Annotated in this window: 10 protein-coding genes; 1 reads left to right on the forward strand and 9 read right to left on the reverse strand. The window is 32.7% G+C overall.

The annotated features are described in order from the left end of the window. Positions 1-12: 12 nt before the first annotated feature. From H0I32_RS06555 to H0I32_RS06570, 4 genes are all read right to left on the reverse strand, one after another. The gene (locus H0I32_RS06555; protein WP_246293555.1) at positions 13-3,093 is read right to left on the reverse strand and encodes a SusC/RagA family TonB-linked outer membrane protein; all 3,081 of its coding nucleotides are present in this window, start codon (positions 3,091-3,093) and stop codon (positions 13-15) included. Positions 3,094-3,500: 407 nt separating this feature from the next. Further along, entirely contained in the window at positions 3,501-4,004 is a 504-nt protein-coding gene (locus H0I32_RS06560) for a LacI family DNA-binding transcriptional regulator (protein ID WP_179312537.1), read from the reverse strand. 11 nt (positions 4,005-4,015) lie between these two features. Next, a complete protein-coding gene (locus H0I32_RS06565) occupies positions 4,016-4,684 on the reverse strand; it encodes a bifunctional 4-hydroxy-2-oxoglutarate aldolase/2-dehydro-3-deoxy-phosphogluconate aldolase (RefSeq protein WP_173588296.1) in 669 nt (222 codons plus the stop codon). A gap of 3 nt (positions 4,685-4,687) precedes the next feature. Then, the gene (locus H0I32_RS06570) at positions 4,688-5,734 is read right to left on the reverse strand and encodes a sugar kinase (protein ID WP_173588295.1); all 1,047 of its coding nucleotides are present in this window, start codon (positions 5,732-5,734) and stop codon (positions 4,688-4,690) included. Positions 5,735-5,885: 151 nt separating this feature from the next. Between H0I32_RS06570 and H0I32_RS06575 the strand changes: the two genes are divergently transcribed. Continuing rightward, complete coding sequence (locus H0I32_RS06575) at positions 5,886-6,902, forward strand: LacI family DNA-binding transcriptional regulator (protein WP_173588294.1); 1,017 nt, start codon at positions 5,886-5,888, stop codon at positions 6,900-6,902. 54 nt (positions 6,903-6,956) lie between these two features. Here H0I32_RS06575 and H0I32_RS06580 read toward each other — a convergent pair whose 3' ends face one another. The 5 genes from H0I32_RS06580 to H0I32_RS06600 all read right to left on the reverse strand — a co-directional run bounded on the left by H0I32_RS06580 (position 6,957) and on the right by H0I32_RS06600 (position 12,422). Further along, positions 6,957-7,721 (reverse strand): SDR family NAD(P)-dependent oxidoreductase, encoded by a 765-nt coding sequence (locus H0I32_RS06580; protein WP_173588293.1) that lies wholly within the window; start codon positions 7,719-7,721, stop codon positions 6,957-6,959. Positions 7,722-7,758: 37 nt separating this feature from the next. Then, positions 7,759-9,225: an MFS transporter gene (locus tag H0I32_RS06585; RefSeq protein ID WP_173588292.1), complete on the reverse strand. Its 1,467-nt coding sequence runs from the start codon at positions 9,223-9,225 to the stop codon at positions 7,759-7,761. A gap of 18 nt (positions 9,226-9,243) precedes the next feature. Beyond that, positions 9,244-9,945, reverse strand: a complete 702-nt coding sequence (locus H0I32_RS06590; RefSeq protein ID WP_173588291.1) for a FadR/GntR family transcriptional regulator — start codon at positions 9,943-9,945, stop codon at positions 9,244-9,246. Between the two features lie 95 nt (positions 9,946-10,040). Further along, positions 10,041-10,955: a PKD domain-containing protein gene (locus H0I32_RS06595; RefSeq protein ID WP_179312535.1), complete on the reverse strand. Its 915-nt coding sequence runs from the start codon at positions 10,953-10,955 to the stop codon at positions 10,041-10,043. 24 nt (positions 10,956-10,979) lie between these two features. Continuing rightward, the gene (locus tag H0I32_RS06600; protein ID WP_179312533.1) at positions 10,980-12,422 is read right to left on the reverse strand and encodes a RagB/SusD family nutrient uptake outer membrane protein; all 1,443 of its coding nucleotides are present in this window, start codon (positions 12,420-12,422) and stop codon (positions 10,980-10,982) included. Positions 12,423-12,440: the final 18 nt, after the last annotated feature.

Below are 12,440 nucleotides of genomic sequence, written 5' to 3' on the forward strand. Positions count from 1 at the left end.
CTTCTCCAATAATTAAAACTTCGCATTTAGACTAAAACTAACCGATTTTACGGTTGGGTAATTTCCAAAATCAAATCCTCTAACCGTATTACTTGAAGTATTATTATCTCCAGAAGCTCCGTAGTAATTAACCTCAGGATCTAAACCAGAATAATCAGTAATAGTTAATAAATTTTGTGCACTAACAGTTAATCTTAGATTTGATAAACCTAATTTCTCAATCATATCTGAAGAAAAAGAATAGCCTATTGCTATATTTTTTAATCTAATATAACTACCATCTTCCACAAAACGAGATGAAATTTCTCTAGAACTATTGTTACCTACTCTAGGTTGATTTGTATTTGTGTTTTCTGGTGTCCAAGCATTATTATAATAATCATACGTTGTATTAGAATCACCATTATTTAACTGCACATTAGTCATATTAAAAATATCTCCACCTTGAGATCCTTGAAAAAAGATATTTAAATCAAAGTTTTTATACGTAAAGCTATTTGTAATTCCCCAAGTATAATCTGGGTTAGGGTTACCAATAATTTTTCTGTCATCATTAGTAACATCACCATTACCATCTAAATCTAAAAACAATGGATCACCAGCTACACCATCTGGTAAAGTAGCTGTACCTGTTGGCACTGCACCACCTTGGTATACACCTGCATATTCATAACCATAAAATAGCCCAACTTCTTCACCTTCTCTTAATATATAATTGTTATCTACACTAAAGTAACTTGGAGCACCATCACCAAAATAATCAGCACCAAATATTAATTTCTCTACTGTGTTCTTATTTCTAGAGAATACTAAATCTGTAGTCCAACTAAAATCGTCTGTAATAATGTTTCTTGTATTTACAGAAAATTCAAACCCTGTGTTATTAATTTCACCAACATTTGTAATTATTTCATCATTATAGTTACCAAAATACCAAGGGATACTGTTATCAAACATAAGTACATCTTTAGTATCAATATTATAATAATCAAAAGACATTGACACTTTACTATTAAATAAAGCTACATCAAGACCAAAGTTTGATTGGTAAGATGATTCCCATTTTAAATTTGGATTAGCATTTTGGTATGGTGTAATTGCTGGTACAGTTAATCCATTACTAGAAGCATATATACTCGCTAAACTTGCTAACGACTCGTAAGCACCAATAGAAGGGTTACCGGTAACACCATAACTAGCTCTTAATTTTAAGCTAGAAATATTATCGTAATTTTTCATAAAATCTTCATTAGAAACTTTCCAACCTAATGCTGCTGATGGAAAAATGGCATATTTTTCATTCTCAGCGAAATTAGAAGCACCATCACGTCTTACAGTAGCAGTTAATAAATATTTGTCATCATAATCATAATTAACCCTACCGAATTGAGATTGAATTTCTGTTTCATTTACATAAATGTCTCCAGAACCACCATTTAATAAATTAGTTGCAGTCCATAAACCATAGTAAGAAAAAGAGTCTGAAATGGTTCCAGTACCTTCGCTATAAAATCCTTTATTAGTTGTTTTTTGATAAGAATAACCTGCTAATAATGTTAATTCTCCTTTTCCTATTTCTTTTTTATACGTCAAGTAATTTTCACTTAATAGAGATTCAGTTTTATCTTCTGTCATAATAGCTCTTCCATCAGTACCTCCACCAGCTGTAACTTCTAAAGTTCTTGGCATATATATTCCTCTAAATGTATTTTGACTACTTAAACCAAAAGTCGTTTTAAATGTAAGACCTTCAATAATGTCATAATTAGCATAAAAATTAGCTCTAAAATTATCTATCTCTGTATCATCATCTCTTTGAGTAGCAACTGCATAAGGATTATCTACTTTATCTCCTATTTTATCGTTTGTAGAAAAAGTACCGTCAGGATTATATACGCCTTTATCTGGAGCAAAACGCATTGCTAAAGAAACAACATCATCACCACCAACAGTAACAGAACCATCAGACTGAGTAGTTACACCACTCTTTTTACTAGAGCCTCCCGTTAAATTAAGTCCTACCTTTAATTTATCTGTTAATTGCGCATCTATATTAGATAAGAGAGACACCCTTTCGTACCCAGAGTTAACTATTATACCATCTTGTTGAAAATAAGTACCAGAAGCATAAAAGTTTATTTTATCAGAACCTCCTGAAAAGGAAATTTGATGATTTGCAGTATTACCTGATCTGTAGATTAAATCTTGCCAATCCGTATCATAATCTCCTTGAACATAAGGTGTAGATGGATCTCCTGTTGTTAAAGCAACATTTTCTCTTACCTGATTTTGATAATCTGCAAAATCATTTGCATTTAATAAATCTAATCTATTAGCTGTACTTTGAACCGCATAAGTAGAGTTTATTTCTATTACCATTTTACCACTTCTACCTTTTTTAGTTGTTACTAAAACAACACCATTAGATCCACGAGAACCATAAATAGCCGTTGCAGAAGCATCTTTTAAAACCTGTAATGATTCAATATCTCCAGCTTGAGGCATATTTGCACCTACAAACCCATCTACCACAATAAGTGGGTCACTACTCGCATTGATTGAAGTATTACCTCTAATATTTATCTTAATAGGAGCTCCTGGCTCACCACCATTATTAGATTGTACAACAACACCTGCTGCACGTCCTTGTAATGCCTGCTCAGCATCTAACACAGGAAAAGCAGTTAACTCATCTGCTTTTACAGAAGACACAGAACCTGTAACATCACTTTTTCTACGAGCACCATAACCAACAACAACAATTTCGCTAAGTTGGCTAGAGTCTTCAATTAATGTAATATCTATCACTGCTTTATTACCTACAGTTACTTCTTTGGGAGTAAAACCGATGTAACTAAATATTAATATAGCGCTAGAATTCTGAACTTCAATAGTATAATTACCATCAAAATCTGTAGTTGCCCCAGTAGCTGTTCCTTTTACTAGAATATTTGCTCCTGGAAGAGGTCGTCCATCAGGTTGACTTATAACAGTACCTGTAACTGTTTGCTGAGCATTCAATGCTAAGCCAAATAAAATAAATACCAAAAGAGGCATCAATTTCATTTTAAAAAATTTGAGTTGTTTTTGCATAAGATAAGTTTTTGTTAATTGTTGTTTAAAAATTTTTATCTCATAATATTCTATCGATTATGTTAGAGACAATAGAATATAAATTCAATAAAAAATTGGTTTACCAGATTGGTATACCAAATATAGTTAAAATCCTGTTAACTAAAACGTTTTCGTAATTTATCTATAAAAAAAATAGACAAAAGCAACAAGAACACAATAATCTAAAAGACTGATCATTACAAATTAAAATATTAATTTATTTTAAAATTTTTAAGAAAAAACGCCATATTTAGGCCGTTTAGGAATCATTTATTTTAACATTTTAAGCAAAATAAACGCAGATTTATACTTGAAAAGTTAATTATTTAATTGAAATTAATATAAATGATAAATCGATAAAATTAAGGACCAAAAACAAACATATACTAATCTATTAACAGATTTAATAGACTGTTATATGAAAGTTCTTTTATCTCATCTAGAGAAAGATTCTCTTTTATATTTAATAATTCAATAGGAATAGAATTGTATGCATAATCTGACTTATGCTTATCTTCTTTTGAAATCACTATAATACCATCAGTAGACCCATCATTTAAACTTTTGATGTAATCCATTTCATTGGAAGGTGAGTTAAAAGATTGAAATAATAAAATCCTATAACCAAAGTCTTCTGCCGATTTTTGAACATGGCAAAGTGCTTGGTTATAGGATTTTTTAGTCACCTCTGGTAAAACCACAGCAATTGTAGCATGTGATTTTTTAACTCTTAATGCAACAGCAAAATTATTGGGCACATAATTCAATTCTTTAGCAATGGCTTGAATAGATTTACGTGTTGTTTTACTAACATCTAACTTATTATTTAGAGCTTTTGATACCGTTGAAACGGAGAAGCCTGAAATAATAGAGAGTTCCTTAATGGTCACTATTGAAGGTTTTAACTACGTAGTGATTTAATAATTTCTAAAGCATTTTTAGTATCTGATTCAATTTTAGCTAAATCATAGTTACCATCAGCATTTTTAGCGATCAATTGAGATCCCATACCAACACAAGTAACACCTGCCTTAAACCATCCTTCTAAATTTTCTCTAGTTGGCGCAACACCTCCTGTAGGCATAACACTAGTCCAAGGTTGAGGGCCTTTTATTGCTTTAACAAAACCAGGACCGTAAATTCCCCCTGGGAATAATTTAACAACCTCACAACCTAATTCTTCAGCTCTACAGATCTCTGTTAAAGATCCACAACCTGGAGACCAAGCTACTTTACGTCTATTACAAACAATAGCAATATCTTCTCTTAAAACTGGTGTTACAATAAAGTTAGCACCTAAAGCCATAAAACGAGAAGCAGAAGCTGCATCTGTAACAGATCCGACACCCATAATCATTCCTGGTAATTCTTTAAGAACCCATTTGTTAAGCTCTCCAAAAACTTCGTGAGCAAAATCACCTCTTGCAGTAAATTCTAATAAACGTGCACCACCATCATAAGTAGCTTTGATTACTTTTTTACCGATTTCTAAATCTGCGTTATAGAATAAAGGAACCATTCCGGTTTCTTTCATAACATTTGCGACTTCTATTCTTGTATAATTTGCCATAACTTATCTTGCTACACGTCCAGAGGCATCACCTCCCATTAATTTTTCTACTTCAGAAACTGTTACTAAGTTAGCATCACCTTTAATTGTATGTTTTAAACATGAAGCTGCTACTGCAAAGTCTAATGCATTTTGATCGTCTTCAGGATATTTTAATAATCCATAAATTAATCCTCCCATAAATGAATCACCTCCACCTACTCTATCAACGATATCTGTAATTTGATACTGACGCGTTTCGAACATTTTAGTACCATCGTATAAAACTCCAGCCCAAGTATTATGTGATGCAGATATAGAACCTCTTAAAGTTGTAATAACTTTTTTAGCTCTTGGGAATTTTGCCATCATTTGTTTACAAACTGATAAAAATGCTTCGGCTTTTACATCGTGTCCATTTTTATGAACGTCTAAACCTTCTGGATGAATACCAAAATGCTTTTCTGCATCTTCTTCATTTCCTAAAACAACATCACAGTAAGAGGTTAATTCTGTCATTACTTTTTCTCTATGTGCATCATCACAATATGTCCAAAGTTTAGCTCTATAATTTAAATCTGTTGAGATTGTAACCCCCATTTCGCTAGCTACTTTTACAGCTTCTAAACATGCATCTGCTGCACCTTGAGAAATTGCAGGAGTGATCCCAGTCCAATGAAACCAAGCAACATCTTTAAACGCTGCTTTCCAATCCACCATTCCTGGTTCAATTTCAGAAATTGCAGAATGTGCTCTATCATAAACAACTTTACTACCTCTACTTACAGCTCCTGTTTCTAAGAAATAAATCCCTAAACGATCTCCACCATAAACAATTTTATCTACACCAACACCTCTTTTACGCATCTCCATCATTGCACATTCTCCAATATCATTTTTTGGTAAACGCGTAACAAAGTCTACTGGCACACCGTAGTTGGCTAATGATACTGCTACGTTAGATTCTCCTCCACCGTAAACAACATCAAAAGTTGATGCTTGTGAAAACCTTAAAAATTGTTGAGGAGCTAATCTTAGCATAATCTCTCCAAAAGTGACTACTTTTTTCATTCTAAATATTCGTTTAATTAGTTATAATTTGTTGTTTTGCTTAAACGTTTAACCATTATTTTTAAAAATAAATCAAAACAGTATGATTTTGATTTTTATAGTTAAAAGCACTACTTTTGCTTAAACGTTTAAGCAAATATATAAAAACTAGGTGAATAAAAAAAGAACAACAATAAAAGACATCGCAAACGTGCTAAATATTTCACCTGCAGCAGTTTCTAAAGCTCTACATGATGACTCGCGTATCAGCGTAAAAACAAAAGCAGCTGTTAAACGTGTTGCTAAAGAATTAAACTACCAACCTAATCATCTAGCGAGTGCATTAAGGAAAGGAAAAAGTAATTTAGTGGGTGTTGTAGTACCAAAAACAAATAGTAATTTCTTTTCATCGGTAGTTGAACAAATGGAAGCCGTACTTAATAAAGCTGGCTATAATATTATCATTACACAGTCTAACGAATCTTTTGAAAAGGAATGTAAAAATATAGACACATTACTGTACACTCAAGTAGATGGGATCATTGCTTCAATGGCTAATGAAACGGTTGATTTATCTTATTACGAAAAAATAAAAGCCAATGGTATCCCATTAATATTATTTGATCGTGGGGAAAATGATCTGAATGTAGATTATGTTGGTATAGACGATTACAACAGTAGCCATGTTATTGTAGAACATTTAATTTCTAAAGGCTGTAAACGTATTGCTCATATTGGAGGTTACAGAAGAACTCGAATTTTTAATAATAGAATTAAAGGTTATGTTGATGCTATTTCAAAGAATAACCTCCCCATAGATGATAGCTTAATTATTGAGAGTTCGCTAAGTCTTGAAGATGGAAGGCGAGAAATGGAACATCTACTTCAACTGGAAGACAAGCCAGATGCTGTATATGTGGCAAGTGATTACGCTGCCTTAGGTGCTTTACAGGTTTTAAACGAAAAAGAAATAAAAGTTCCAGAAGAAATTCGTTTAATAGGCTTTGGAAATGAACCTTTTACATCTTTAGTCACCCCTTCAATTTCTAGTATTGATCAGCATAGTAGAGATATTGGAAGAATTGCAGCAGAGACTTTTCTAAAACGTGTTAAAGAACCAAAAGTAAAACAGAGCTTAAATAAAATAATCCTTGATGCCGAATTGATCATTAGGGATTCTTCTAAATAAAAAAAGCGTTATTGTATGTCTACAATAACGCTTTTTAATGATATAATGTTTTGCTTAGATACCTAAAGCTTGTCCACCACCAATTTGGATTGTTTCTGCAGTTACAAAAGAAGCATCTTCACTCGCTAAGAATGAAACAACTCCTGCAACATCTTCAGGTTGACCTAATCTTCCTAACATAATGTTATTAGCCCATGAAGCAAAAACCTCTGGTTTAGTTGCTTTAATTTGAGCATGGAAAGGCGTATCAATTGTACCTGGTGATACAGCGTTAACTCTAATTCCATATTCAGCTAAATCTTTTGCTAATGCTCTAGTAATTGCATGAACACCTGCTTTAGACGTCCCGTAAATACCAGCACCTGGCCCACCCGCAGTCCAACCAGCGTTAGATGTATAATTAATTATAGATGGGTGTGCTCCTTTTTTTAAGAAAGGTATTGCTGCTCTTGAAGCAAAAAATACAGAATCTAAATTAAGTGCCATAACAAATCTATAGAAATCAGTAGTCATTTCTTCAAATCTTGAACGACCACCTAAACCACCTGCATTGTTTACAAGTACATCAATTCTTCCGTATTTCTCACCAATTGCAGTAATGTTTGCAGTTACTTCTTCTTCTTTAGTAACATCGAATCCCATGTACTCAGCTGTTACACCTTCTGCTGTCAATTCTTTTACTCTTTCAGCACCTACTTCATCTTCAATACCATTTAAAACAACAGTATAACCATCTTTTCCTAATCTTTTTGCTACTTCGAAACCGATACCTCCTGTAGCACCAGTAACTACTGCTACTTTTCCTTCGTTTTTGCTCATTTTATTTATAATTTATAATTATTATATATTTTTTAAATTAATCAATCCGTTCAATTTTACCTACTGTCAAGTAAATTGAAATTAATGATAATGGTACTAAAGCTCCTAGTAAACCAAATAATAATGGCCAGCTAGTAATATATCCTGCGAAAAGAATAGCTAAAATTGTACCTAATACTGCTGCTGCACCACCTAAACCGGCTAAAGAACCAACAGACTTACCACCATGTAAATCACTTGGTAATGTTTGAATATTAGTCATCATAAATTGGAAACCTCCAAGTACAAAAGCCATTAAAACAACTGCTAAAACAGCATTTGGCACTAATACAGATGCTATAATTGCTGGGATCACAATTGCGCCACCCAATAACATTGCTGTCTTTCTTGCTTTATCTACAGTTGCTCCTTTTCTTATTAAGAATCCAGAGTACCAACCACCAGCAATACTACCAATCATTGCTCCTACATAAGGAATCCATGCTGAGAATGCTAATTCTTTAATATTTAAACCAAATTCTTCTACTAAATACATTGGTAAAAATGTTACAAACATCCACCAAATTGGATCTAAGAAAAAACGACCTAAAATAACTGAGTAATTCTTTTTATTAGATAATAATTGTCCCCAAGTTTTACCTACTTCATTAGTTACTTTAGATTCTGGTTGACCGCTTAATATATATTCTCTTTCTTCTTCTGTAATCCAACTGTGTTCTTTAGGACCTTTTTTATTGATAATTAACCAAGGAATTAACCATAGGATTCCAAGACCACCGACAACAACAAAAGTCATTTTCCAACCAATGCTCATATACAACATTAGGATTATTATTGGAGCAAGTATAGATCCGATTGATGCAGCTGCACCAAAAAGTCCTTGTGCAAATGCACGTTCTTTTTGTGGAAACCACTCAGCATTACTTTTAGTAGCACCTGGCCAAGGACCAGCTTCACCAAGACCTAACATCATTCTAAATCCGGTTAATGAAACTTTACCTCTAGCTAAAGATGTTAGAGCATCTGCTGTACCCCAAATTAATACCGAAACAACAAAACCTTTACGCGTCCCTATTTTATCATATAATTTACCAGAAAACAGTTGGCTAAAACCATAAGCAATCATAAAGAAAATTGTAATAATCCCTAATTGATCTTTTGCTTGTTTTGAAGCCTCTTCTGCACTTACGTCGCTATCTACGATACCTAACTCATAAGCCATACCTTGACGGTTAACTACAATTGTAGGATCTTCTTTTTTAAAAGTAATATGATCTGCTCTTTGAATAATTTCTTCTCCTCGCTTTGAAATTAACCTATAGGTATTATCTTCAGCTAAATATTGAGCTTGATTTTCTTCTAAACTAACATTTATCTCATCAACTAAGTCATATTCTATGTTAGCGACCCACATATAGTTTAAAGTACCTCTATCGAGATAATTTATAATGGTAATAAGCATAATTAAGCCTATAATTACCCACCTTAATCCTTTTACTTTCATATTTGTTGTTTATTTAATTTATATGTTATAACAATAATGATATAGCTCACTAAAGTGATCTTTCATTTTTTGTTTTGCTAATTGTGGATTTTGTTGCTCAATGGCATCATAAATAGCCTGATGCTCTTCTATACCCAATAAAGCTCTACTTTTACCACAAACATGATGTTTTTCAAAGTTTGTAATAATCTCTGGTGTTATCATTAACATAAACGTATTAATGGTAGCATTTCCGCACGCTTTAGCAACAGCTAAATGAAACAGAAGATCTTCTTCAACTGCATTTTCACCACGGGTTACTTTTTCTGCATAAGCCGTTAAAGCAGATTTCATATTGTCTAAATCAGCTTTAGTTCTCCTCATAGAAGCTAGCCTAGCTGTCTTTAACTCTAGGAGAATTCTTGTTTCAACTAAGCCTTTAAAATCTTGTTCTTCAAGCCTTAAAATATCTTCAATCATTCCATTCATCGCTGTAACTCCTATATTGGCTACAAAAGTTCCACTTTGAGGTTTTGAAGCTAACAAGCCATAGAGTTCTAATTTCTGAATAGCATCTCTTACAATTCCTCTTGATACGCCAAATTTCTCGGACAATGTTCGCTCAGAAGGTAACTTATCTCCTGGTTCTAAATTTTTCATGTTGATTAACTCTCCAATACTAGAGATAATCTCATTTAAAACTTTTGTATTTTCCGATTTTGTAGGGGTATCTAATTTCATATAATTTGTAATAAAGGATGAGTTTTTCAGCCCAAAAATAAGGCAGCTATAATTTCACCTGTGAATTATTATGGTAAAAATATGTTAATAAAAGACTATTCTAAAGCTTCAATCTCGAACGAATCTATGTAAGCTTCATCTGCATCATTGAAAAAGAATATTGCTAGAGATGTGTTTCCTCCAGAATTAAATGTTAACTCCCCACTAACCATAGTTCCTACTCCTGCTACATCTTCGGTATAAGTAATTATACCCACTGTATTAGCTTCTAGCTCATCTATAGATTCCATAGGCTGAACCATCGCAACACTTATGCTTCCATTTTCAGTATCTATCTGATCTCTAAATGCATATTTAAAACTTAATTTATAGAATTTATTAGGTGTAAACTCACCAATTAATTGATACCCCACTCTGTCGCCTTCTTTTGGTAATTTTGCACCATAAGAACCTTCATGATAATTATTTGATGATGTAATTTGAATCACACTTCCAAGATCTGAGTTTCTCCATGGGTCTCTACTATCAATCTCTACAGGTGCATCTCCTGAATCTCCATTATCAAAACCTGCTTCAAGAATTTCAGGTACTAAAGTAGTTGGAATTTCAGGCTCTATAACCTCAATTTGTTCTGAATATGTACTTAAAACACCTAGATTATCTGTAGCAGTTAGTGTAATTGTATAAGTACCTTCTGCAGGGTATGTGTTAGTACCATCTACACCATCATCATCTGTAAAAGTGTTCCCATCTCCATAATCCCAGAAATAACTTGTTGCATTTGTAGATTCGTTTGCAAAAGTATAAGTCAAATAATTGTCTTCATTAACTGAAGCTGAAAAGACAGCTGTAGGAGGTGTTAAGTCTTCTTGAGAATTAGCATCAGGTAAATCAAAGGCTAATGAATCTATTGAAGGATCACAGGCTACTAAACTAGCGCATGTTACAAGTAATGAAACAGCCATTAGTTTATGTGAAATATATTTATTTAATCTGTTAATATTTTTCATTTTTTAATGTTTTAAATTAATATTCTAATAACCTGGATTTTGACTCATTAACCCATCACTTAAATTCACTTCATTTTGAGGCATAGGTAATAATAAATCAGTAGATGTAAATCCAAATCCATTAAGGTTTGAATACGCAGACAATACTGATTGTGCTTTACCTAAACGAATTAAATCGAATAGTCTATGATTTTCAAAAGCTAATTCTACACGTCTTTCCATTAATAAATCGTCTAAAGTTATATTTGTAACAACATCAGTTAAACCTGCTCTATCTCTAACTTGTTGAAAAGATGCTAATGCTGCCGCTGAACTAGTTTCATTTCCATCAGCCATTATAGCTTCTACATGTAATAATAAAATATCTGCATAACGTAAAACGATCCAATCATTACCTGCTAATTCAGGATTACCATCAAAATCAGGTGTAGGCGTATCACCTCCATTATCCCCATCAGGGAAATATTTAGCACACTGATATCTTACAGAAGTTAAGTGAACAGGATCTTGTCTAAAAGAATTCTGTACTCTGATATCGCCTCCAAATTCATTTAAATCATCTACTAAATCATAAGTTGCATAATTTAAACCACTTGAAACACCAACTCCATTCATCCATTGTGCTGAAAAGGTCTGACTGTCGTTAATAGATTCGAAACCTATTGAAAAAAGAACTTCTTGATTATCTAATTCTGTATAAAACACATCATTAAAATCAATTAACTGATACACTCCACTATTAATAATTTCTTCACATAATAATTGTGCTTGAAGATATTCTGGCTCATCTAACGTAAGGTATACCTTAGCTAATAATCCTTGTGCTGCTCCTTTTGAAGCTCTAGTTCTGTAAGTATTATCTAAACCTTCTGTTGCTGTAATTAAATCTGAAACAATTAAATCATAAACTAATTCTGTATCAATTCTAGTAAATTGAACATTCTTTTCTTCTGGACTTAATACATGATCAACTAAAGGAATATCACCAAATAATCTTACTAAGTTGAAATAAGCATAAGCTCTAATAAATTTTGCTTCTGCTTCTATTGCAGTAGTATCATCATCAACATTTACTAAATTTTCTAAGACTACGTTAGCTCTGAAAATAACTTCATAAAAACTAGCATAATAATTTAGAACAAGACCATTAGTTGGTAACACGTTGAAAGCTTCAAATTGTCCAGAGTCAGCAAAATCATCTGGATCTGCAATTTTAGTTGATGTGTTTCCACTTCTCATCTCCGTTACATAAAACTCATATTGCACACCATGATTTTCATCCTTGGCGTAATTTCCTGCACCTTGTATAGCATCATAAGCTCCAATCAAAGCGGTTTCTAACTCTGCTACAGTTGTATAATAATTTTCTGATGTAATTGCAGAACTCGGTTCTGGCTCTAGAAAATCGTTACACGATGTTGCTAAAACTCCTATTAAAAGGACAATTATATATTTTTTAAATTTCATAATATATTGTATTAAGTA

The sequence above is a fragment of the Winogradskyella sp. HaHa_3_26 genome, assembly GCF_019278425.1.
In the GTDB taxonomy this organism is placed as follows: domain Bacteria; phylum Bacteroidota; class Bacteroidia; order Flavobacteriales; family Flavobacteriaceae; genus Winogradskyella; species Winogradskyella undariae.

Bases quoted from the DNA above. Each gene is read 5' to 3' on its own strand.
- H0I32_RS06555 (WP_246293555.1), bottom strand. From the start codon at position 3,093: ATGCAAAAACAACTCAAATTTTTTAAAATGAAATTGATGCCTCTTTTG.
- H0I32_RS06565 (WP_173588296.1), bottom strand. From the start codon at position 4,684: ATGGCAAATTATACAAGAATAGAAGTCGCAAATGTTATGAAAGAAACC.
- H0I32_RS06570 (WP_173588295.1), bottom strand. From the start codon at position 5,734: ATGAAAAAAGTAGTCACTTTTGGAGAGATTATGCTAAGATTAGCTCCT.
- H0I32_RS06580 (WP_173588293.1), bottom strand. From the start codon at position 7,721: ATGAGCAAAAACGAAGGAAAAGTAGCAGTAGTTACTGGTGCTACAGGA.
- H0I32_RS06585 (WP_173588292.1), bottom strand. From the start codon at position 9,225: ATGAAAGTAAAAGGATTAAGGTGGGTAATTATAGGCTTAATTATGCTT.
- H0I32_RS06590 (WP_173588291.1), bottom strand. From the start codon at position 9,945: ATGAAATTAGATACCCCTACAAAATCGGAAAATACAAAAGTTTTAAAT.
- H0I32_RS06595 (WP_179312535.1), bottom strand. From the start codon at position 10,955: ATGAAAAATATTAACAGATTAAATAAATATATTTCACATAAACTAATG.
- H0I32_RS06600 (WP_179312533.1), bottom strand. From the start codon at position 12,422: ATGAAATTTAAAAAATATATAATTGTCCTTTTAATAGGAGTTTTAGCA.